General features: G+C 35.1%; 23 protein-coding genes. 15 read left to right on the forward strand and 8 right to left on the reverse strand.

Annotated elements, in window-relative coordinates; genetic code table 11:
* Nucleotides 1-55 precede the first annotated feature (55 nt).
* Both corA and DF947_RS02405 read right to left on the reverse strand, forming a co-directional pair.
* Nucleotides 56-1,177 (reverse strand): magnesium/cobalt transporter CorA, encoded by a 1,122-nt coding sequence (gene corA / locus DF947_RS02400; protein WP_167397991.1) that lies wholly within the window; start codon nucleotides 1,175-1,177, stop codon nucleotides 56-58.
* Nucleotides 1,178-1,180: 3 nt separating this feature from the next.
* Nucleotides 1,181-1,792, reverse strand: coding sequence for a WbqC family protein (locus DF947_RS02405; RefSeq protein ID WP_109928078.1), 612 nt, complete (start codon nucleotides 1,790-1,792; stop codon nucleotides 1,181-1,183).
* A gap of 39 nt (nucleotides 1,793-1,831) precedes the next feature.
* Here DF947_RS02405 and DF947_RS02410 point away from each other — a divergent pair, with 39 nt between their 5' ends.
* Together DF947_RS02410 and DF947_RS02415 are read left to right on the forward strand one after the other, a co-directional pair.
* The gene (locus DF947_RS02410; RefSeq protein ID WP_109928079.1) at nucleotides 1,832-2,704 is read left to right on the forward strand and encodes a lysophospholipid acyltransferase family protein; all 873 of its coding nucleotides are present in this window, start codon (nucleotides 1,832-1,834) and stop codon (nucleotides 2,702-2,704) included.
* A gap of 5 nt (nucleotides 2,705-2,709) precedes the next feature.
* Nucleotides 2,710-3,723: a glycosyltransferase family 2 protein gene (locus DF947_RS02415; protein WP_109928080.1), complete on the forward strand. Its 1,014-nt coding sequence runs from the start codon at nucleotides 2,710-2,712 to the stop codon at nucleotides 3,721-3,723.
* Here the strand turns inward: DF947_RS02415 and DF947_RS02420 are convergent.
* Both DF947_RS02420 and aroQ read right to left on the reverse strand, forming a co-directional pair.
* Nucleotides 3,716-4,438: a peroxiredoxin family protein gene (locus DF947_RS02420; protein ID WP_109928081.1), complete on the reverse strand. Its 723-nt coding sequence runs from the start codon at nucleotides 4,436-4,438 to the stop codon at nucleotides 3,716-3,718. The two genes, DF947_RS02415 and DF947_RS02420, sit on opposite strands and share 8 nt — an antisense overlap.
* A 4-nt stretch (nucleotides 4,439-4,442) precedes the next feature.
* Entirely contained in the window at nucleotides 4,443-4,865 is a 423-nt protein-coding gene (gene aroQ, locus DF947_RS02425) for a type II 3-dehydroquinate dehydratase (RefSeq protein WP_109928082.1), read from the reverse strand.
* 60 nt (nucleotides 4,866-4,925) lie between these two features.
* Between aroQ and xerD the strand changes: the two genes are divergently transcribed.
* On the forward strand, nucleotides 4,926-5,825 hold the full coding sequence (gene xerD / locus DF947_RS02430; protein WP_109928083.1) for a site-specific tyrosine recombinase XerD: 900 nt from the start codon (nucleotides 4,926-4,928) through the stop codon (nucleotides 5,823-5,825).
* Nucleotides 5,826-5,831: 6 nt separating this feature from the next.
* Here the strand turns inward: xerD and prmC are convergent, their stop codons facing one another.
* The gene (prmC, locus tag DF947_RS02435) at nucleotides 5,832-6,677 is read right to left on the reverse strand and encodes a peptide chain release factor N(5)-glutamine methyltransferase (RefSeq protein WP_240615307.1); all 846 of its coding nucleotides are present in this window, start codon (nucleotides 6,675-6,677) and stop codon (nucleotides 5,832-5,834) included.
* Nucleotides 6,678-6,758: 81 nt separating this feature from the next.
* Between prmC and ribD the strand changes: the two genes are divergently transcribed.
* The 4 genes from ribD to DF947_RS02455 are packed head-to-tail and all read left to right on the forward strand — an operon-like array spanning nucleotide 6,759 to nucleotide 10,167.
* On the forward strand, nucleotides 6,759-7,811 hold the full coding sequence (gene ribD, locus DF947_RS02440; protein ID WP_109928085.1) for a bifunctional diaminohydroxyphosphoribosylaminopyrimidine deaminase/5-amino-6-(5-phosphoribosylamino)uracil reductase RibD: 1,053 nt from the start codon (nucleotides 6,759-6,761) through the stop codon (nucleotides 7,809-7,811).
* Nucleotides 7,811-8,680, forward strand: coding sequence for a DMT family transporter (locus DF947_RS02445; protein WP_109928086.1), 870 nt, complete (start codon nucleotides 7,811-7,813; stop codon nucleotides 8,678-8,680). The genes ribD and DF947_RS02445 overlap by 1 nt, the downstream gene beginning before the upstream one ends.
* Complete coding sequence (locus DF947_RS02450) at nucleotides 8,667-9,281, forward strand: IMPACT family protein (protein ID WP_109928087.1); 615 nt, start codon at nucleotides 8,667-8,669, stop codon at nucleotides 9,279-9,281. The genes DF947_RS02445 and DF947_RS02450 overlap by 14 nt, the downstream gene beginning before the upstream one ends.
* 25 nt (nucleotides 9,282-9,306) lie before the next feature.
* On the forward strand, nucleotides 9,307-10,167 hold the full coding sequence (locus DF947_RS02455) for a nucleoside phosphorylase (RefSeq protein WP_109928088.1): 861 nt from the start codon (nucleotides 9,307-9,309) through the stop codon (nucleotides 10,165-10,167).
* Nucleotides 10,168-10,310: 143 nt separating this feature from the next.
* On the opposite strand, the gene DF947_RS02460 is transcribed toward DF947_RS02455, so the two are convergent.
* Entirely contained in the window at nucleotides 10,311-10,706 is a 396-nt protein-coding gene (locus tag DF947_RS02460) for a DUF1398 domain-containing protein (protein WP_109928089.1), read from the reverse strand.
* A 2-nt stretch (nucleotides 10,707-10,708) separates the two neighbouring features.
* Nucleotides 10,709-11,755 (reverse strand): aldose epimerase family protein, encoded by a 1,047-nt coding sequence (locus tag DF947_RS02465; protein WP_109928090.1) that lies wholly within the window; start codon nucleotides 11,753-11,755, stop codon nucleotides 10,709-10,711.
* A gap of 171 nt (nucleotides 11,756-11,926) precedes the next feature.
* Between DF947_RS02465 and DF947_RS02470 the strand changes: the two genes are divergently transcribed.
* From DF947_RS02470 to DF947_RS02480, 3 genes are all read left to right on the forward strand, one after another.
* Complete coding sequence (locus DF947_RS02470) at nucleotides 11,927-12,457, forward strand: RNA methyltransferase (RefSeq protein ID WP_109928091.1); 531 nt, start codon at nucleotides 11,927-11,929, stop codon at nucleotides 12,455-12,457.
* Between the two features lie 14 nt (nucleotides 12,458-12,471).
* Nucleotides 12,472-13,134, forward strand: a complete 663-nt coding sequence (locus DF947_RS02475; protein WP_109928092.1) for a YdeI/OmpD-associated family protein — start codon at nucleotides 12,472-12,474, stop codon at nucleotides 13,132-13,134.
* A gap of 236 nt (nucleotides 13,135-13,370) precedes the next feature.
* The gene (locus DF947_RS02480; RefSeq protein WP_109928093.1) at nucleotides 13,371-14,711 is read left to right on the forward strand and encodes an OmpA family protein; all 1,341 of its coding nucleotides are present in this window, start codon (nucleotides 13,371-13,373) and stop codon (nucleotides 14,709-14,711) included.
* A gap of 159 nt (nucleotides 14,712-14,870) precedes the next feature.
* On the opposite strand, the gene DF947_RS02485 is transcribed toward DF947_RS02480, so the two are convergent.
* Nucleotides 14,871-16,169: a DEAD/DEAH box helicase gene (locus tag DF947_RS02485; RefSeq protein WP_109928094.1), complete on the reverse strand. Its 1,299-nt coding sequence runs from the start codon at nucleotides 16,167-16,169 to the stop codon at nucleotides 14,871-14,873.
* 886 nt (nucleotides 16,170-17,055) lie between these two features.
* Between DF947_RS02485 and DF947_RS02490 the strand changes: the two genes are divergently transcribed.
* The 5 genes from DF947_RS02490 to DF947_RS02510 all read left to right on the forward strand — a co-directional run bounded on the left by DF947_RS02490 (nucleotide 17,056) and on the right by DF947_RS02510 (nucleotide 22,840).
* Nucleotides 17,056-18,081, forward strand: coding sequence for a S66 peptidase family protein (locus tag DF947_RS02490; protein ID WP_109928095.1), 1,026 nt, complete (start codon nucleotides 17,056-17,058; stop codon nucleotides 18,079-18,081).
* Nucleotides 18,082-18,324: 243 nt separating this feature from the next.
* Nucleotides 18,325-19,620: a TolC family protein gene (locus DF947_RS02495; RefSeq protein ID WP_109928096.1), complete on the forward strand. Its 1,296-nt coding sequence runs from the start codon at nucleotides 18,325-18,327 to the stop codon at nucleotides 19,618-19,620.
* A gap of 45 nt (nucleotides 19,621-19,665) precedes the next feature.
* On the forward strand, nucleotides 19,666-20,859 hold the full coding sequence (locus tag DF947_RS02500; RefSeq protein ID WP_109928097.1) for an efflux RND transporter periplasmic adaptor subunit: 1,194 nt from the start codon (nucleotides 19,666-19,668) through the stop codon (nucleotides 20,857-20,859).
* Nucleotides 20,859-21,605, forward strand: a complete 747-nt coding sequence (locus tag DF947_RS02505; protein ID WP_109928098.1) for an ABC transporter ATP-binding protein — start codon at nucleotides 20,859-20,861, stop codon at nucleotides 21,603-21,605. Before DF947_RS02500 ends, DF947_RS02505 begins: the two co-directional genes overlap by 1 nt.
* Before the next feature lie 11 nt (nucleotides 21,606-21,616).
* Complete coding sequence (locus DF947_RS02510) at nucleotides 21,617-22,840, forward strand: ABC transporter permease (RefSeq protein WP_109928099.1); 1,224 nt, start codon at nucleotides 21,617-21,619, stop codon at nucleotides 22,838-22,840.
* Nucleotides 22,841-23,045: the final 205 nt, after the last annotated feature.

Raw genomic sequence — 23,045 nt, forward strand, 5'->3', positions numbered from 1 at the left:
TTTTAAAGCTACTAATAATTGAATATAGTTTTAAACCATTTGTAGCTGTTTTAAATTATTTAAACCAGCCTCTCCGCCAAAAATAAATTACCTGAATAATTGCGATCACAACCATCACCACCCAAACATAAATGTATCCATGTGGCTGGTATAATTCTGGCATATTTTCGGTCATTACTTTTCCTGTAACTGGGTCTTCCCTACTAAAGTTCATTCCATAAATACCGGCAATAAAAGTTAAGGGAATAAATATGGATGAAATTATGGTAAGCACCTTCATAATCTCATTCATCCTGTTGGAGATTATGGATAAGTTCATATCAATGTTGGCCGAGGCAATTTCTTTTAACGACTCTATAAAATCGATAATCTGAATGCAATGGTCGTAAGCATCTTTAATATATGTTTTGGTAACGTCAGAAATTAATTCGCTATCACTTCTTAAAATATCATTAAGTTTATCTCTTTCTGGCCAGGCTACCTTCCGAATCATAATTAGCGAACGCTTAATTCCCTGTGTATCATACATAATTCGCTTGTCTGGATTGTCAAATAAACGATCTTCGATTGCATCTAGTTCCTCGCCCCAATAGTTTAACAACGTGAAATAATTATCGACAATAACATCCATTATGGCATACATTAAATAACTGCTTCCACCTATTCGGATATTTCCTTTTCCAACCTCTAAGCGTTTTCTAACTGGATCAAAACAATCTTCATAGTTCTCTTGAAAAGTTATCAGGCACTTTGCGGTAAGTATAAAAGAAATCTGCTCGTTGCATAGATCATTTTCATCGCTTAAATATAAATGTCTACTTACGGCGAAAACATATTTATCGTTATCGTATTCGTCTAACTTAGGCCTTTGGTAAGAGCTCGTGATATCTTCTAAAACTAACCTGCTGATGTTTAATTTAGAATATAGCGTTTCGAAAATACTTGGATCTGCTAAGCCCTTAATATCAAACCAATAATAAAAATCCTTATTTTCGGTTAGCTTATCAATATCGTTAATGTTTTTAAGTTCCTCTTTCTTATACGTTTTATCGTTGTAAGTATGCAAGGTAATTATAGGTTTTAAAGCATTTTCATCAATTGCATATAAACCCGGACTTGTTCCCGGCTCGGGTACCTTATAATGTTTGTGTCTGCTGCGAGGCTTGTTTTTAGCCATAACTTATAAATATAATTTGGCCTGTGGACCTTGATTAAATAGTAAATCAACTATGCTTAAATTAGGCAAAAATTGATGTCTATCTTCAAAAACCTGAAAGTATTGCTTATTGTTTACAATATCTTCTGTTTTCTTTGGATTCATAATTCCACGGAAATCAAAGTTTGGATCAACATCATCTAAATATTCTGAAGTTGTCTTTATATCGATATTCAGCTTTAGTTTTTTTAACAACCACTCTAAGAGCTGAGTGTTGTAATCAAATAAAAACTCAAATTTCTGATTATAAAACGGAGCAAGTTCATCTTCGTAAAATTCAAAATAGGCTGAACTTCTGTAGCAACTTTCTAAGCTTAGCCAATGTAAACGTTGCCAATTAAAATCATAACTAATCCGAATGTCCTTCATCACCGTATGTGTTTTAGCGCCCTTTACCAAGGGTACAGTAATGTCTAACTTACCGTTTGGAGAATAAATACTTGCTCTATTGCGATAAGTTTGCTTTACTAAATGCTCATATTTTTCGATTAAAATATCGGGACTTAGCTTTTGCAATAGACTAAAATATCCAACCGGTGGAAGATAAAATAAAGGAAGTATAGCTGTATTTTGCATTTGAAAATTTATGTTTGTAACTCAAACGTTTTAAAAATAATGATTAAAAGAGGGATTGCGCACGTTGGTGTATTTTTTTTGTACCTATTATCGTTGCTTCCTCTGTCCATTCTGTTTTTTTTTGCAAGATTACTATATTATCTGCTGTATTACCTAATTGGCTATAGAAAAAAAGTTGTCCGCCAGAATTTGGTTAATTCTTTTCCGGAAAAATCATTAACCGAAATCGTTGCTATAGAAAAGAAATATTTTAAATACTTAGCAGAACTTATTTTCGAGATTATTAAGCAAACCACAATATCTGAGAAAGAAACCTTAAAACGGGTTAAATTTAAAGGATTGGAACAATTAGAAAGCCATTTCAAAGCTGGGGAAAGCATTTTAGCCTGTACCGGGCATTATTGCAATTGGGAACTCGGAACTCTTGCATTAGGCTTGCATATTTCTGCCAAAACAATGGTCATTTTCAAGCCTATCAAAAATAAGATATTTGAAGCTTGGTTTGATGGCTTGAGAACAAAATATGGAAACATTTTCATTGCGATGAGGCAAACTTTAAGAGGCATGGCGGCTTACAAAAATGAGCCAACGCTTTTATGTTTTGCAAGCGATCAATCTCCAACCAGAGAGGAAACCAAATATTTTGTAGATTTCCTGCATCAGCCAACTCCTGCCCTTCTTGGGGTAGAAAAAATTGCTAAATCAACCAATCGGCCAATTTATTATTTTAAGGTGAGTCGCCCTAAACAAGGCTTTTACGAGGTAGAAGTTTTGCCAATGTGCCTAGATCCATCAAAAACGGACGATTTTGAAATTACCAATCTGCACTTCAAATTTTTAGAAGATATAATAAACGAACAGCCACAATATTGGCTCTGGAGCCATAAGCGCTGGAAATTTAAACCCGAATAAAATCAATGAATCCATCAGTAGCTATAGTAATTTTAAACTGGAACGGTAAAGCTTTTTTACAACAATTTTTACCAGGGATTTTACTTTCAGAATATGATAATTTACAGGTAATTGTTGGTGATAATGCATCAACGGATGATTCTGTAGCTTTTATCAATGAAAAATTCCCTTCAGTTAAAATTATTCAAAACACTTTAAATTATGGCTTTGCCGGCGGTTACAACAAAGTTTTAGAACAGGTTGATGCTGATTATTTTGTTTTGTTAAACTCTGATGTTGAGGTAACACCAAATTGGATAAAGCCAGTAATTGATTTAATGGAAAGCGATGTAGAAATTGCTGCGGCACAACCAAAAATTAAATGGCAACTCAATAAAAATCAGTTCGAATATGCTGGTGCTGCAGGTGGTTATTTAGATATTTATGGTTATCCTTTTTGCAGAGGACGCTTATTTAATGTTTACGAATTTGATAACGGACAGTACAACGAAACGAAAGAAGTTTTTTGGGCAAGTGGTGCGGCTTTCTTTATCCGTAGTAAATGCTGGAGAGAAGTTGGTGGATTAGATGCTGATTTGTTTGCGCATATGGAAGAAATCGACTTATGCTGGCGACTTAAAAATTTAAATTATAAAATTTTATACTGCCCTGATGCAGAAGTTTACCATGTTGGTGGTGGTACTTTACAAACGGAAAATCCTTTTAAGACTTACCTTAATTTTAGGAACAACTTAATTATTATGCAAAAGAACCTGCCAGCAGGCGATGCTGTTTTCCGCATAACATTAAGAATGTGGATAGATTTTATTGCTTGGTGGCATTTTTTACTTACAGGAAAACCAAAATTTACTTTAGCAGTAAGTAAAGCGCATATTCATTTTATAAAATCTATTTTTAAAACCGGAAAAAAGAGAAAAGAATTCCAAAAACCCTACATTAAACATATAGGAGTGTATAATAACAGCATTGTTTGGGCTTTCTTTATCAAGAACATTAAATACTTTTCTAAACTTAATTAGGTGCTATAGATTCATCAATAGTTTTTTTAACCCAATAGCTGGTGCTTGGTGCCGAGCCTACAGCACTAAATTTTACCTGGTTATTTTTGTCGATAACTGTTATTGTTGGAAACAGTTTAACATTATATTTTTTCGAAAGATCCCGAGCATCATCTACGATATTGAAATCGAATGGATTGTTTTGGAGAAAGGCCTTGATTTTATATTTATCATCGTTGCAAACCGCCAATAGGATAACATTTTTATTTTCCTTGTATTCTTTTGCCAATTCATTTAATTGTGGGATTAAAATGTTGGTAGATTTACCATCTATAAACCAAAAGTAAAGTACCAAAACTTTACCCTGCAAGTTTCTTAAATCATATTTAACACCATTTATATCGGTAATTTTAGTGCCTTCGAAAGTTTGATCCATTACAAAAGCATCGCTAGGTCGCGGTTTTGCGCCACCTTCAAAGTAGCTTGCCTTTTGCTTTTCGTTAAGCTCGTATATTAAATATTCTGGTTTTCCGCTTTCCGTTGTAGTTTGCCTATTTTTAAGTCCGTATTTGCCGGTGGCCATTAATTTTTTCCAGGCATTATATGGATAAACCATTCCATCTTCTCCACGAACCACCGATTGATCGTTTAGTGTTTGTCTTTTTGAAACGTTTTCTTGAGCATTAACATAAAAAGAAATGACCAATAAGGCCAATGAGAGCATTTTCTTAAGCATAACTTTAAGAATTAATCAATAAACTTTCAATAGCCAAACGATATCCTTTCATCCCAAAGCCTGTTAAAACACCTACACAGTTTTTGCCAGTTAACGATACGTGACGATACTCTTCACGAGCATAAATATTCGAAATATGAACTTCAACAACAGGGCTTTTTATTGCTGCGATAGCATCAGCAATTGCTACAGATGTATGGGTATAACCTCCGGCGTTTAATACAATTCCATCATAGGAAAACCCAACTTCATGAAGTTTATTAATTAACTCTCCCTCTACATTGCTTTGATAATAATCTATTTCTATGATTGAGTAGATTGTTTTAAGCTCTTTAATATATTCTTCTATGCTCGTATTTCCATAAATTGATGGCTCCCTAACCCCTAAAAGATTTAAATTTGGACCATTAATAATTTGTATTTTCATAAATGTTGTAACGTTAAATGTTGTAACGTTGCAATGTTATAAAAAATCTGAAATAAAAACATGTTTTGGTCATCATATATTAAAGGATTCAAGTCTTATCTGCAGTTGGAGCGATCGTTATCTAGCAATTCTGTAGATGCCTATTTGAGTGATATCGATAAGCTAGAGCAATACTATTTATCTTTAAACAGAGAACCAAAAATTACCGAAGTTAATACCGCAGATTTAAAATCCTTTATTTCATGGCTTAACGATTTAGGCATGCAAGCCAGTACACAGGCCAGGGTAATTTCTGGATTAAAGGCCTTTTTTGGTTATTTAATGATTGAGGATGTTGTTCAAAATAATCCTTCAGCATTAATTGAAGCACCTAAACTAAGCAGAAAATTACCAGACACCTTAAATATTTATGAAATAAACCGTTTAATTGATGCTATTGATGCATCAAGGCCCGAAGGCATGCGAGACAAAGCAATGATTGAAGTTATGTATGGTTGCGGATTAAGGGTTACCGAGTTAACAGAACTCAAAATTTCGAATCTTTATCCGCAAATCGAGTTTATAAAAGTGATTGGTAAAGGGAATAAAGAAAGATTGGTTCCAATTGGTGGAGTCGCCCTAAAGTTTATCGATCTCTATTTAAAAGAAATTCGGATTCATATGAACATAAAAAAGGGAAACGAAGATTATATTTTTTTAAACAGATTTGGGGCAAAGCTTTCCCGAATTTCAGTCTTTAATTTAATTAAAAGCTTGGCCTTTTCAACTGGATTAAAAAAGACAATCAGCCCGCATACTTTACGCCACTCTTTTGCCACGCATTTAATTGAAGGGGGCGCAGATTTACGTGCAGTGCAGGAAATGTTGGGGCATTCTAGCATTACCACTACCGAAATTTATACACATATTGATCGAGATTATCTGAGAGACGTAATCACTCAGTTTCACCCAAGATCTTAATTGGTTTTAGAATAAGCTTGCCTTTACCATTCTATCTTTGCCCTGCATATCTTTTCTTAACTCCATATTATTAAAACCTTTATCCCTCAACATATCAAGTGTTTCCACACCTAGATATTCGTTAATTTCAAAATACAAAAAGCCGTTTTCATTTAAATTTGAAATTGCAAAATCAGCGATCTTACTGTAAAAAATCAGAGGTTCCTCATCGCTAACAAATAAAGCAATATGTGGCTCAAATGATAATACATTTTGATGCATTGCTTCTTTCTCTAAAGCTCTTATATAAGGTGGATTGCTTACTATTATATCGTATTTTAAATCGGTTTTATACGTTAGAATATCCGCTTCGATAAACTTAACTTCAGTACCAATCGTCTTGGCATTTTCTTGTGCCGTAACGATTGCTCGGTTGGAAATGTCTATTGTAGAGACTTTTATCTGAGGCAGGTATTTTTTTATGGTAATGGGTATACAACCAGATCCGGTGCCAATATCCAAAAGATTCAGGTTTTCTTCTCCTTCCAAATCGTGAATAATCCAATCTACCAGTTCCTCGGTTTCAGGTCTGGGGATTAAAACATGTTCATTCACCTTAAAAATAGAACCATAAAAGTGTGCTTCGCCTAAAATATGCTGAATCGGTTTGCCGATTTTCAAATCATTTAAAATGCTGAGAAGCTTTTGAAAATCGATAAACGTTAAAGATGTATCCTTAACCATTCTTAATTTACTAGGCGATAATTTTAAAACATGTTCAGCGGCAAGGCTAAACAATGCCCTGGCTTCGTCACCATCGTAAATCTCATCAAGTTCCAGTAGGAAATGTTCTTCTAGTTCAACTATTCTCATTGATGTAAAATTACTGATTTGTGATGAGATCAAATCTATTTTAAACAATCCATCTTCCATTTTTTACTACTTTTGCTTCCAATGAACCACGAATTTTATATTAAACGTTGTTTAGAGCTGGCCCAGTTAGGAATTGGAAATGTAAGTCCGAATCCAATGGTAGGTTGCGTTATAGTAGTTAACGATAAAATTATTGGCGAAGGATACCATCGAAAATATGGTGAAGCCCACGCAGAACCAAATGCTGTTAAAAATGTATTTGATCGTTATGGTAACGATGCAGAAAGTCTTCTTCAACAAGCAACTGCCTACGTTAATTTAGAACCTTGTGCGCATTTTGGGAAAACACCCCCATGTGCCGATTTATTTGTTAAGCATAAATTAAAAAAGGTAGTTATTGGCAATAGAGACCCATTTTCTGGCGTTGATGGTAAAGGAATAGAAAAGTTAAAAAATGCAGGAATTGAGGTTGAAAGTGGAATTCTGGATGATGAATGCAAATATTTCAACCGTAGATTTTTTACAAGAATCCAAAAGCAAAGACCGTTTATAATTTTAAAATGGGCAGAAACCGCAAACGGCTATTTTGCCACAACAGATGGGCATCAAAAGTGGATTAGCGGTGCCTTGGCAAAACGTTTAGCGCACCAATGGCGCACTGAAGAAGATGCGATTCTGATTGGAAAGCAAACTGCCATTATGGATAATCCACAGTTAACAAGCAGAGAATGGCCAGGCAAAAACCCTGTTCGGTTAGTTATTGATAAAAACTTACAGGTTCCACAGGGTAACCATATTTTTAATACTGAGGCAAAAACCATAATTTTTAATGAAGTTAAAACAGATGTAATCGGGAATATTCATTACATACAAATGGAAGATATGCATTTCTATCTGGCACAGAAAATTGCCTTCCAACTTTATTTAATGGATATTCAATCTGTTATTATAGAAGGTGGAGCAAACATTTTAAACCAGTTTTTAGATGGTAATCTTTGGGATGAAGCCCGTGTTTTTACAGCTTCAAACAGTTGGGAAAGTGGCCTTCGTTCACCCATTATAAATGGTCATTTACAAGAACATATTCAAGTCGGATCTGATAAGTTCTCTATTTATATAAACCATACAAATTAATGATATACATCATATTAAGTGTTTTTTGTAGCGTAACGGTAGCGGTATTACTTAAGCTTGCAAAGAGGTATCAAATCAGCATTATACAAGCAGTTACAGTAAATTACCTAACGGCAATACTACTATGTTTAATTTTTTTTAAACCAGATATTGGCCCAGTTACCTCTACTGCTCCCTGGCCAATTTACATAGGTTTAGCTGTTTTGCTCCCATCAATTTTTTTAATTTTAGCGGTATCTGTTAAAAATTTAGGTATTGTTAAAACAGACATTGCTCAGCGCTTGTCTTTATTCATCCCAATAATTGCTGCCTACTTCATTTTTAAGGAGAATTTCAATAGCTATAAATTAATTGGTTTGGGAATAGGGTTTCTAGCTATATTTTTTACCTTCTTCAAAAAGAGTAAAGAGAAATCAAAGTCAGATAACTGGATTTACCCAATTACTGTTTTTATAGGTTTTGGAGTAATAGATGTGCTTTTTAAACAAATTGCCCTTTTTAAAACATTGCCTTACACAACATCACTTTTTACAGTATTTTGCCTTTCTTTTTTGATATCGCTTCTTATAGTAATCATAATGGTTTTAACAAAAAAGACCAAGTTACAACTGGTCAATCTGGCTTGCGGTTTAATTTTAGGATTATTCAATTTTGGAAACATACTTTTCTATTTAAAGGCACATCAGGCTTTGGCTCAAAATCCTTCAACGGTGTTTGCTGCCATGAATTTGGGTGTAATTGTAGCGGGTAGTTTAATTGGAATTATTGTTTTCAAGGAAAAATTAAGCAAGTTAAATTATGCTGGGATAGTTTTCGCCTTAGTGGCCATTATATTTATTACCTTATCGCAATTGCATGTTGTTCGATGATTCTTACAAAACTGTAAGCCATAATGCTGAAGGGATTTTTAGAGATAAAGGCAGTAAATTTATGGCATACCTATATCCTATTCGTTCGGAAGATGAAGTCAAGCCAATTATTACGAGTCTAAGATCAGAACATTCTAAAGCACGCCATTTTTGTTATGCTTACCGATTAACACCTAATCGTGCTGTTTTCAGAATTAATGATGATGGCGAGCCTTCTGGCACTGCTGGCCGACCGATTTTAAACTGCCTTTTATCAGAAGATATCACAAATATTCTAATAGTTGTAGTTCGGTATTTTGGCGGAACACTGTTGGGCGTTCCAGGTCTAATCAACGCATACAAAACCGCTAGTATTGAAGCAATTAAATCAGCTAACATCATTACAAAAACCGTAAATGATATTTATGAAGTTCATTTTGAATACCTGCAAATGAATGATGTGATGAAATTGGTTAAGGAAGAAAATTTAGATGTATTATCTCAAAACTTCGATACCAATTGTACTTTAAAATTTGAAGTTAGAAAAGCGCAATTAAACCAAGTTTTAAGTAAGTTTGATAAAATAGATGATGTGAAACTGAAATATCTAAGCACCATCTAATATTTAACAATCAAATAGTAAACCTATGAAAATAGCCGAAAGCGATTTAATCATCAATCCTGATGGAAGCATTTATCATTTAAATCTTTTACCTGGCGATGTTGCCGATACTGTAATTACGGTTGGCGATCCTGACCGGGTTGGCGAAGTGAGTAAATATTTCGATCGGATTGAATTTAAAAAAGGAAAACGAGAATTTATAACTCATACGGGTTTTGTTGGCAATAAAAGAGTTACCGTACTTTCTACAGGTATTGGAACTGATAATATTGATATTGTTTTTAATGAGTTAGATGCGCTTGTAAACATCGATTTTGAAACCCGGGAAATTAAAAGTGAATTAACTTCTTTAAATATAATCCGCGTCGGGACATCTGGTGCCGTTCAGCCTGATGTGCCAATGGGTACAATTTTGGCTTCAAGTTTTGGATTGGGAATGGATGCACTTATGAATTATTACATCCACGAATTATCTGGCGATGAGCGAAGCCTTCTTGATGATATTAAAACACATTTTGCCCACTTAAAAAACATTAATCCTTATTTAACTTCTGCCAGTGATGTTTTGTTAAGCACAGTTGGAAAAGATATGGAAAAAGGAATTACTGTTACAGCCCCAGGTTTTTATGCACCTCAGGGCCGACAGGTTAGAGCAAAAAACGCAGTGCCCGATTTTATTGGTTCGATAAATAGCTTTAAGAGCAACCAGAACAGAATAACAAATTTAGAAATGGAAACCGCTGGGATTTATGCCTTAGCAAAAGTGTTGGGCCATAAAGCTTTATCCGTAAATGCGATTTTGGCGAGTCGGGTTAAGTTAGAGTTTAGCAAAGAGCCCAATAAAATTGTAGAGCAGGCAATTAAAATGGTGCTTGAAAGGATTTAAAAGTAATAATTACACAATTGAATTTCTATCCCTTTCACTCCAGCGCTACATTTTTTTAAAAAAAATATCATACTGAGGTACGAAGTATCTATTTCTTAGGTTGTAGATGCTTCGTACCTCATCATGACAGAATATTTATGACTCTAAACGCCTGGAATCTCTTCCTTAACCAACTCATTTCCTTCCGCATCCAAATAAGTACAGGTCATTTCTTCTAGATCAATTACCCATTTCTCCACTCCCGCATCTGCAGATTGCTTACAAAAGGTAAAGTAATCGGTTTCTCCCCTTTGATGAATACTCAATGCATGTTTCAGTTTTTCTGCTGAAGATTCTTCATTAATGACCAAATTTGGATATTCTTCAGGGCTTGCCTGTTCAGAATGGTCATCATGATCAAAGTAGACAGATAAACCATTTGAAACATAAACATCATTTCGTATTACGCCCATTGCTTTAATATCTGCAATAAACTGAGGAAAATCAGCTCCTGTTTTTATTTTCGATTCTGCTTTTTTAATCTCTTCTATGCTGAACATAATTATTTGTTTATTGATACTTTGTAAATAGTAGTTTGTGTATATAAATCTTCCGGGCGTAAAATTGTAGTCGGAAATTCTGCCACATTAACTGCATTTGGATGGTGCTGTGTTTCTATACAAAACGCGTCAAAACCATTATAATGCTTACCACCCTTTCCGTTTTTAACCCTCAAATATTTGGCTGTATATAAATGTGCTACAGGCTCAGTTGTATAAACGCTTAAGGTTAAACCGCTCTCTGCATCATTTGTTTTGCTCGCTAAGGATAAGTCTCCATAAATTTTATCCAAAACAAAAGTTTGATCGTATCCAAAATCTGGATTCCAATCCTTATCAATTTCCTTTGGCTGCGTAAAATCGAGCGGAGTGTCTTCTACAGGAATAAGTTTACCCGTAACGCAATAATTTTCATCTTGTTCTAGATAATTTGAGGCAAAAATCTGTTGCTTGTGCTTGCCAATAAATCCACCATTTGGGGCTAAATTAAAATAACCATGGTGGGTTAGGTTTACTGCTGTAGCCTGGTCTGTTTCGGCTTCGTAGCTCAAAATTAATTCGTCATTTTCCGTAAGTTCAAAGGTAAGGTCAATAACCAAATTGCCGGGAAAGTTCTCCTCGCCATCAATACTTTCGTATTCCAAAGTAACTAAAGATTGGTCATCATCCACATCAACTATATCCCATACTTTTTTATCAAAACCAACCAATCCACCGTGTAGACAATCTGTACCCGTATTTTTAGACAGCTGATAGGATTCCCCATCAATAGTAAAGTGGCCATCTTTGATTCTGTTTGCATAACGACCAATAATAGCACCTAGATAAGCGCCATTTTTAAGGTATTCCTCATCCAGATATTGCTCAAAATGATCAAATCCAAGAACGATATCCTGCATTTCTCCTTTTGCATTTTTAACAATAAATTTATTGATTATCGCTCCGTAATTAAATATTTTAACACAAGTGCCTCTGCTATTGGTTAGTTCAATTGCGATTACTTCTTCGCCATCAATAAATTTTCCTGTGGTTGTTTGCTGAACGCTCATAAATTGTAACTTAGGGCTTTGTTTCCTAAACAAACATACTATTATTGTTCGCTTTAATAAATATTTTTAATCACATCGATAAATTTTATTTGCTTAAAGCTTTTTAATATAGCCGTTATATACTCCATATGTTGGGTAATTTTATCATAATGGTTTGGCAATTAATTATAAATGAGAAAACTAAAATTAGACGAGTTAAATCGTCCGGATATAGAAGAGTTTAAATCGCAGGAAAAATTACCAGTGGTAGCAGTTTTGGATAATGTCCGAAGCATGCATAATATCGGTTCAATATTTCGAACGGCTGATGGTTTTGCTTTAGAGAAAATAATCTTATGTGGTATAACAGCCCAGCCCCCGCATCGGGAAATAGAAAAAACGGCGTTGGGTGCAACACAATCTGTAGATTGGATTCACTATACAAATACAGTTGATGCTGTTGATGCACTTAGAGCTTTGGGTTATGAAATTGTAGCGATTGAGCAAGCAGAACACAGCACTATGCTGAATACGTTTAGCCCAAATCCAACTAAAAAATACGCGTTGATTTTTGGTAATGAGGTTGATGGCGTAAGCGATGAAGTTATGGCCAAAATTGATGAATGTATCGAAATTCCGCAATTTGGAACCAAGCATTCTTTTAACATTGTAATTTCTGCTGGCATTGTTTTTTGGGATTTCTTTGCTAAATTAAAGCTATAATTTTTTTAGATCAGATGGAAAATCCTTTGTTAAAAAAGCTTCAAATTAAACCTGATTTTGTGGTCAAAGTAGAGGATGCACCTGAAAACGCTACAGCGATTTTTGGAGAAGTTCCCCATGACATTTTCATTCGATATAATAATCCCATAGATTTTAATGCTTTAATTACTTTTTCTACCAACAAGGATCAACTGAATGCACAGATTGAAAGAAATCTGAGCCAGATTACTGCTAAATCTGTTTTCTGGGTATTCACGCCAAAGAAAAATTCGAAGATTAAATCAGATTTAGATTTAATGAAAACATGGAAAGAACTCGAAATTTATGGCCTATCGCCATGTGCTTCTGCTTCTGTTAATGAAACATGGACGGCATTAAGATTAAAACTTATTTCTGAAATTAAGCCTTCTGGTATGAGGAACGACCATATAAAGACCAATGAATTTGGTGAATATGTGGATCCTGAAAATAAAATCGTAAAACTACCGGAAGATCTGGCCGAAGTTTTAAGTCCATTTCCAAAGGCATTAAATTATTTCAATCAGCTGGCTTACTCCCACAAAAAGGAATATGTATTGTGGATTTTATCTGCTAAACAAGAGAAAACTCGAAAAACCAGAATAGAAAAAGCTCTGGAGATGCTTTTAAACGAGAAGAAAAATCCATCCGTTAAATAAATCCTCAACACCAAATTTCCCAGCATTAATCTAATTATGTACAGTAAACTATACAAATTGGATGTATTCAATGCCCATTAAGTAACATTTTTGTGAAATAATTTCAAGTAGCTAATCTTCTGATAACATGGTATTTGTGTTATAAATTTCCATCTTGGCAAGATTTTTTCATGTGCGGATCAAAACAGTATGACATAAAAGCTGTTGTATGACTATTATTTACAAAAAATAAAAACATGAATACGAAAATTACAAAATCAACAATGTTGGTTGCTTTATTAGGTTTATCATCACAATTGTTTGCACAAGAAACACCAACAACGGCAGGTCGTTTCTCTCCTACCCAATTCCGCACATGGTCTGTTGGTGTACATGGAGGTGTTTTAAGCCCGAACACAATATTTAACGGAAAAGATCGCGATTTCCAAACAGCAAAAGAAAACATAGGTTACGGTGGTTACATCAAAAAACAAATTTTACCAGCTTTAGGTATTCAGGCAGATTTCTTAGCCGGTAAAGTTGAAGGCTTAAGAGGCGTTAATGGATTGGATGCAAATGGTAATTACACTTATGCTAACGGATCTGAGTTTAAAACAAACATCCAATGGTCTGGTGCTTTATCAGCAGTTTGGAATGTGGCAAACATTAGCATTAATAAAGAAGATGGCGTTTTAATTCCTTATTTAAAAGGTGGTGCAGGTTACATGTCATCTGGCGCAACTACTACAGGAACTCCAACGGCTTTAACAGATCAAGGCGTTTATCGTGAAGGTTGGTTCATCCCAGTTGGAGCTGGTTTTAAATTAGCTGTTGCAAAGGGAATTAATTTAGATTTTGGTTACGATGTTAACTTTGTTAAATCTGATAAATTTGATGGTTACAACATTGGCGGTTATGACAGATTCTCTTATGGACATGCTGGTTTAGAGTTTGCACTAGGAGATAAATCAAAACCTCAATTACAAAACTACAGCTCATTGGCTAACTTGAACAAACAAACAGCTGCAGAAAGTTCAGAATTAAGAAGAGCCTTATCTACTGCTGAGCAAAATGCACAAAGAGATAGAGATCAATATGCTAAAGATTTAGCTGATGATGATAACGATGGTGTTGCAAATAAATTTGATAAATGCCCAGGAACTCCTTCAGGTACTGTCGTAGATGGTTCTGGATGTCCTTTAGCAGCACCAACAACCAAAGTAATTAAAGAAACGACTGTGATTACAGAAGCAGATCGTAAAGTGGTTAGAGATGCGATTTCAAACCTAGAATTTGATTTAGGTAAATCTACTATCCGTTCTAAATCTTATGCTACTTTAAACAGAGTTGCTAATTTATTGGTAGAGAAAAACTTTAGCTTAAAATTAGCTGGCCATACAGATAATACTGGTGGTAGAGAATTAAATTTACGTTTATCTAAAGATAGAGCTGAATCGGTTAAAGCTTACTTAGTTTCTCAAGGTGCAAATGCATCAAGAATCGAGGCTACGGGTTACGGACCTGATCAACCAATTGCAACCAATAAAACTGCAGCTGGTCGTCAACAAAACCGTCGTGTAGAATTTACCTTATATTAATCGTAAATAAACACCAAAAAAAAACTCCCGATGAAAATCGGGAGTTTTTTTTATGTAAAAATTTTCTTGTTTATTATGGGTACTTTATGCCAGCTGTTGCAGAATTTAAAATAAGGCTTTTGAAAAGCTAGACTGGCAACCCTAAAGCCGATTTATTTATTAAGACAAGCCTTTTTTATTCTTGTAAGTCATTTTTGCTTTAGTACCAGCACTGTAATTGTAGTTTTTTAAATTACTAGCCTTTTTTTCATGAAACGCTGCTCCACGCTCTGATGAATCTTCCTCTTCCTCCCCTTTTTTCTTTTTAGGTTTTGCTCCGGCATCCACAATTTTCAAATCCTCTGGCAATTCCATAACATCCATTTTTTGCCCAATAGCCTGCTCAATTTTTTTAACTTCAATTAATTCAATATCAGTAGAAAATGTAATGGCAACAACATCCTCATCTGCACGCTTAACAATGCGTTGAATAAGAATTTCTTTTTGCTCGGGCAATTCTAAATGAATTATAAATGGAATATCCTCAATATTTAAATCAGTTAAATTCTCATTTGCAACGATTAGAATTCTCGATTTAGGGTTTTCTTTAAAATCCTCGATGTTATCGTAACCGGCGTCATCAAAAAACAAAGGTTTGTAAATTGTAATTTCAGTTTCGTTAACATGATTAAAGTTTTTGTAAACCGTTTGAGCCGTTAATCTTGTATTTACAAAAATCAAAACCTTATCAAAAACCTCTTTATCGTTTAACAATAAGGTTAAAAGATTTAGTTTGGTTCTAAAATTTGGAACATGATACAACATTTGCTGATAGACCTCTGCCTTTTGCGCTCCAATTTCATCAACCTCTATTGTTGTTGCAGAATCTTTCATAAAGGGCTTAATCATATGATTTAATTTTTCATGAACAACCTCTGTAAAAACAACATGCTGAGATTTATAAGCACTGTTAGCAAGTTCTACAACTGGTAATTGCAGGCCTTTCTTAACAATCAGTTCAGCATTATCAATTATAAATAATTGAATCTTATTGGTATTTAGCGCCAGTTTTAAATAAAGCGCTCTTGCCCGATCCGGCACAGCAACTATGATATCAACACCGTCCGTAATTTCATTCATTTGGGTGTCAACTGCACCTCGGCTATCAATCCCAATAATTCTGAATGTATTGTTTCGGTTCAGTAACTTAAATTGTTCCAAAACATGATCGACATGCTCAGCATCTGGAACCAAAATTAATGCTCTTGGGGCTTCCTCAAAAGCATATTTTAATTTCATCAGCGTAGCTAAAACATATGTTGTTGTTTTCCCAGAACCTTCCGGGCCTACAGCTATAACATCTTGCCCACCTAAAATGCGTGACATTGTTCTGGCTTGAATTTCCTTTGGTGCTAAAAATCCCGCATCAGTCATCGCAGCAACCAATGGCTTACTGAGTTTTAATTTATCTAAAGACACAATTGTTGTTTTAATATTTGAAAATGCAAATATCCTCAAAATAATTAGCTTTAAAGAAATTGAATTAAAAGCATGGAATGAACGTCGTCAGTTTATAGGTTCTTTAATCCCGACACACACCAACCTGATAAGGAATAAGAATCATTTCAATCGGATTTATTGAACAAAATCTACTTTTTCCTATACATTTATAGGAGGTATAAAAAATTAAATAACTGTAGATCAATAGAATATAAATAAATACTACTAAATCTATAGATTTAATATAATTAATTTTATATTTGCTGAACGTTAATCATTCAACAAGGTTTTGTGTTGACAATTAAGATTTAAAATTATGTCAATTTACTTTCAGTTTCCGGCAATAGATGATTATCCAAATCTTAATTATTCGACTAAAAACGACGTTGAAAATGAACAAAATTTAAAAGACGAAGATATATTATCAGTTGATCAAATCATAGAACTGAAAAATTATCTAACGTTTAAGCAATTATAACAACAGGCCAGTTGACCGATTGGAAGGTTAAGGTTTCATAAACCCTCACACAATGGTTCGAATCCATTACTAGGCCGCTAAGTGTACTCATAGCACTTAAATACCTGATTTCTGCTCAAATCAGGTAAAATTTGGTTATCTTATATTTGTTTTGTTGTTAGCAAGGCTATCCGCGATGGGTAGCCTTTACTATTTACAGATTTTTTTTAAAATAAATAAAACATTATTTTTTCTTATTGGTTATTTAGTTAATTCACATTATACTAATCTTTTACAGATTAATTTGTTTGGTTTAAAAAAGGGATTTATGGATATAAATCCCTTTTTCTATTTAAGCCAAAAGCAATAAATCTTATATTCGCTTTTATCACATCTCATTTAATAAAAATGAATAGAAAATACTTCCTTTCTTCATTTCTTGTTGCAACAACAGCCATCCCCGTGCTTAATACTTTGGCAAAAGCGGTAGAGCCAGAAAATCTAGCTTCCTTTAAAATCCCTCCGTATTTAAGGCAAGGTGATGTTATTGGAATTACGAGTCCCGCAGGATACATTACCTTAGAACAAATTCAGCCATCGGTTTTACAGATGCAAAGCTGGGGATTTAATTTAAAAATTGGGGCAACTATAGGCAAGCGTGATTTTACTTATGGCGGCACGGATGAAGAAAGAAGGGCAGATTTTCAGCAGATGCTGGATGATTCTAACATTAAGGCTATAATGTGCGCTCGTGGTGGTTATGGTTTTGTTAGAATAATAGATAAGCTAGATTTTTCAACTTTTAAAAGAAATCCAAAGTGGATTATCGGTTTTAGCGATGTTACCGTTTTACACTGTCACTTAGCAAAGAATTATGGCGTTGCCTCTATCCATTCTAAAATGTGCAACAGTTTTCCCGATGATTGGAACAAAGCCGAACCGATTCAAATTGAAACAATTTTATCGATTAAAAATGCACTTATTGGCGAGCGTATGACTTACTCCGCTCCGATTAGTCAAAATAACCGGTTGGGGAAAGCTGAAGGAATTTTAGTTGGCGGAAATTTAAGTATTATTGAAACACTGGCGGGAAGTGACTCGGATTTAAATACAAATAACAAAATTCTCTTTGTTGAGGATACCGGTGAATATTTATATAGTATAGACAGGATGTTCTGGAATTTAAAACGGAGCGGAAAACTAAAAAATCTTAAAGGATTAATTGTAGGCGGTTTTAAAGTTAAACCTGATGACGCTGGTGAAGAATTTGGCAAAACCATTTACGATATCGTTTTAGAGAAAGTAGCCGAATACAATTATCCTATTGCTTTCGATTTTCCCGTTGGCCATCAAAGAAACAATTTCGCTTTAAAATGTGGCATGAAGCATTTTTTTGAGGTAAGTGAATCGGGTTCGATCTTACAGACTAATTAATTTTACTGATTCATCCCATAAAACCTGCAATAAACATTAGATTGGTATGCACCTGTATGCCTTATTCGTTAAGAATTTTCTGCAAAAAACTACATCGATAAGATTTAGGTTTTCTTGGGTTATCTCAAAGTTTTAGGCTTTTGTCTCATCATTTTTGCCATTCGTCTCATTTACCAAAAACTGGGCTTTATCGGATATATTTTTGTGTTCAATAGTTAGAAAAAGACACAAAATTTATTCGCTATGCGCAGTTATCTTCAATATATAATCTTATTCATTTTCTTAACCTCTGGATTAAGATTGAGCGCCCAGGATGTACCTAAAGTTTGGGATTTAAAGACCGCCATTGATTATGCCAAAGAAAAAAACATTAGCATAAATACTCTAAAGTTAAATACCCAGACCGCAGAACAAGATCTAATTGCTTCTAAATCAGCTGTGTTACCGAATTTGACAGGCAATGTTTCTCAAGCATTAACCAATTATAAATCGGGCTTACAGAATACAAGCGGATTTGGACTAAGCTCAGACTTAACTTTGTATAATGGAAGTTATTTAAGAAACGACATTAAATCTAAGGAACTTAATGTTCAAACAGCAAACCTTTCGGTAGAGGCTGCAAAAAACGACATTACCATTTCTATTACCCAAGCCTACTTAAACATTCTTTTAGCCAGAGAAAACATAACCTATGTAAAAGATTTATTAGTGACTAGTGAAGCGCAGGTAAAACAATCAGAACAGCAGTTTAAATTTGGTACCATCGCGAAAAAAGATCTGTTGCAACTTCAGGCCACCTATGCTAACGATAAATACACTTTAGTTACAGCTCAAAATACCTTACAACAAAATATTTTAACGCTTAAACAGCTTCTTCAACTGCCAACCGATAGCCCTTTTGAGGTACGTACAACAGATACAGTACAAACATCTCCAGCTCTGGATAATCTGGCCTCAGCCCAAGATAAAGCATTAAAAACTAGACCGGAAGTTAAGAGCGGTGAATTGAATATTCAACTTCAAGGCGTAGAACTTGCAAAAGCTAAAGCCACATTAAGGCCAACTTTAAGCTTAGGGGGTTCACTAAATACGGGATATAGCAATAATAATCTGGGAAGTTATTCTTATCAGCTAAACAATAGCTTTTATCAAAATTTAGGCTTAACCCTTTCCATTCCGATTTTTGACAGAAGAGTAACTAAAACTAATGTTGCAAAAGCGAATATCAGTATAGAACAGGCACGATTATCCTTATTGGATACCAAAACTACACTAACCCAAAATGTGGAGCGAGCATACATTAACGTACAAAACGCAAATAGCCAATACGCTGCGGCCCAAGAACAGTTCACTTATACCAGTGAAGCACTAAGAATTTCTAACGCAGCATTAAAGGAAGGAACAAACAATATTGTAGAAAACTTGCAGCAAAAGAATTTATATGTGCAGGCTTTGCAGGCCTTTGTTCAGGCAAAATATACTGCAAGTCTTTATACTAAAATCTATAATTTTTACACAGGTGTTCCTATAACTAATTAATATACATGGTATGGGCTAAGTCCAAATCAATTTAATATTCAAGTCATGAAGAAGAAAACCATATTTATCATCCTCGGCACAGCAATAGCAGTATTTGCAGTTTGGTATTTCGCCTTGCGCAAAAAAGAGCAGGTTATTGTACTCGAAACCGAAAAGCCGACTACAGGTTACATCTCAGAAAATGTAACGGCAACAGGCAAAGTTCAACCGGTTGATACCGTTGCCGTAGGTACACAGGTATCAGGAACGATTAAAACTTTGTATGCAGATTTCAACTCTAAGGTAAAGAAAGGTCAATTGTTAGCCGAACTCGATAAAACTTTGTTTGAGGCATCCGTAAACCAATATCAAGCGAATTTGGTAAGTGCACAAAGCGCCTTGATTTATCAGCAGGGTAACTTTAGTCGCCAAAGCAATTTATACAAAGTTGGTGCGGTTAGTAAAGCTGATTACGATAATGCGCTTTACACTTATAATGCATCAAAAGCATCTGTAAGCAGCATTAAAGCACAATTGGCATCGGCACAAAAGAATCTATCATTGGCAAGTATTTATTCTCCAATTGATGGAACGGTATTATCCAGAAGCGTGAGTGAGGGAACAACGGTTGCGGCCAGTTTCAGTACGCCAACAATCTTCAGTATTGCGAAAGATTTAACTAAAATGCAGGTGGAGGCATCAGTAGATGAGGCAGATGTTGGTAACATTACCAAAAATGAACGTGCAACCTTTACAGTTGATGCATATCTGGATGATACCTTTAAAGGAACCATTCAGGAAATCAGGCTGAGTCCTTCAATTTCATCAAACGTTGTAACTTATAAAACCATCATCAAAACAGCGAATGATGATAATAAGTTGAAACCTGGAATGACTGCGAACATTACCATCTTTACAAAAGAGGTTAACAATGCGTTGTTGGTTCCGGCGAAAGCAATAAAATATAGCCCTGATTCTACATTAAGTGCTAAGTACAAAATGACTTGGGTAAATGCTGATAAGAAACCAGCTGGTGCCAACGAAGCCTATGTTTGGGTTCAAAAAAGTGCGAATGAATTGGTTCAGAAAAAGATTAAAACCGGTATCAACGACAATACGCATGTTGAGGTTTTAGATGGTTTAGCAAAAACTGATGTAGTGGTTACAGGTTCACAAGTTATGGGCAAAGCAGAGGCGAAAAGTCAAGGTCAATCCAGTCCCTTTATGCCAAAACGCCCAGGCAGAAATAACAAGAAATAATGGAACAGAAAATATTAGACATACACGATTTAAAACGTGAGTTTGTAATGGGCGACCAAACTGTTCGGGCATTGAAAGGAATTACTTTCGATATCAAAGCAGGCGAGTTTGTAACCATTATGGGCAGTAGTGGTTCGGGTAAAACAACCTTACTGAATATTTTAGGTTGCTTAGACAAACCAACTGACGGTAGTTATCATCTTGATGGAGTTGATGTTAAAAGTTTGAATAGGGATGAACTTGCGGGTTTGAGAAACACAAAAATCGGGTTTGTATTTCAGGCTTACAATCTTTTGCCAAGAACATCGGCTTTAGAAAATGTAGAGTTGCCATTATTTTACAACAAAACAATTTCTGCAGATGAAAGAAAAGAAAGAGCCATAAAATCATTAGAATCCGTTAAGCTGGCAGAACGTTTCGACCATACACCTAGTCAACTTTCCGGTGGTCAACAACAACGTGTAGCCATTGCAAGGGCTTTGGTTAATCACCCTGTGATGATTTTAGCCGATGAAGCTACAGGAAACCTGGATACCCGAACATCTTATGAGATTATGGCGCTGATGCAGGAATTGAATGCCGAGGGAAAAACGATTGTTTTCGTAACCCATGAGCCTGATATCGCAGCTTTTAGCACCCGAACCATCATGTTAAGGGATGGAAAAATCCAAAAGGATAGTATTAACACCAATCAACGTTCGGCAAAAGAGGCATTGGCCAGTTTGCCCGAGTCAGATGATTATTAATTGAGGAAATCATGGCCATTACAAATTTATTAAGGATTGCATTTTTAGCCTTACAACGAAATAAATTACGTGCTTTTTTAACCATGTTGGGCATTATTATCGGGGTTGCAGCTGTAATTGCGATGATGGCAATTGGTGAAGGTTCAAAACAAAGTATTCGTTCCTCTTTATCTGGAATGGGCTCAAATATGATCACCATTCAGCCTCAGAGCAATGAACCCGGTGGCGTTCGTTTGCAGGGAAGTAGTATCCAAACCTTAAAAATGGAAGATATTACAGCCATTGAAAAACTGCAATCAAAGAATATAAATGGCTTATCGCCCGTGGTTTCTACCAGCGGACAAGCCATAAAAGGTGCATACAACTGGCCAACAACCATTACAGGTGTTAGTCCTGATTATTTGAATATTCGCCAGTTGAAACTAAAAGATGGCATTCTCTTCTCGGAAAAAGATGTAAAAAGTTTTGCCAAGGTTTGTATTTTGGGTCAAACCGTTATCGATAATTTATTTCCAGACGGCAGTAATCCAATCGGGCAAATTATCCGCTTTAAAAGCATTCCATTTCAAGTTATCGGCGTTTTGGAACCTAAAGGACAAAGTAATTTTGGGCAAGACCAAGATGATATTGTTTTGGCACCTTACACAACTGTTCAAAAAAGAATTACTGCGACCAATTATTTGCAAAGCATTTATGCATCGGCTACAACGGAGGCAACTAGCGATGCCGCTACTACTGAAATTTCTGATGCGATTAGAGAAAGTCATCGTTTAACTTCCGCAGAAAGTGATGATTTTCAGGTGCGTACACAAGCAGAGTTAATCAGTACCATCAGCTCGACAAGTAGCATGTTAACTGTTTTATTAACAGTCATTGCAGGCATTTCACTTTTTATTGGAGGCATTGGAATCATGAATATTATGTACGTTTCGGTTACTGAGCGAACTAGGGAAATCGGTTTGCGCATGTCAATCGGTGCCCTTGGGCAGGATGTTTTAATGCAGTTTTTAATAGAGGCGATTTTAATCAGCATCACAGGCGGTATTATCGGGGTAATTTTGGGCGTAAGTTCTGCTTACCTCATCTCCTACTTCCTAAACTGGCCAATTTTAATCTCAGAATCCTCAATCGTTATCTCCTTCATTGTATGTGCCGTTACGGGTGTTTTCTTTGGCTATTATCCTGCTAAGAAAGCATCAAATTTAGATCCGATAGATGCATTAAGATATGAGTAGCAACTAAGCATCGGGGCTTGTAAGTTGAGAGATTACTCGTCCCGATACGCTGCTCAAATTAATGGTCGTCATGCTGAATTTAATTCAGCATCTTAATACAGGTACTGCTTAGGATTGACTTGATGAAATGAAAATGGCTAAAAATCATTATAAGAATTGTTTAAATAAATTCAGCATAACTACATATTGTTAAAAACATAATAAA

Source organism: Pedobacter paludis (assembly GCF_003173575.1).
Lineage (GTDB): Bacteria > Bacteroidota > Bacteroidia > Sphingobacteriales > Sphingobacteriaceae > Pedobacter > Pedobacter paludis.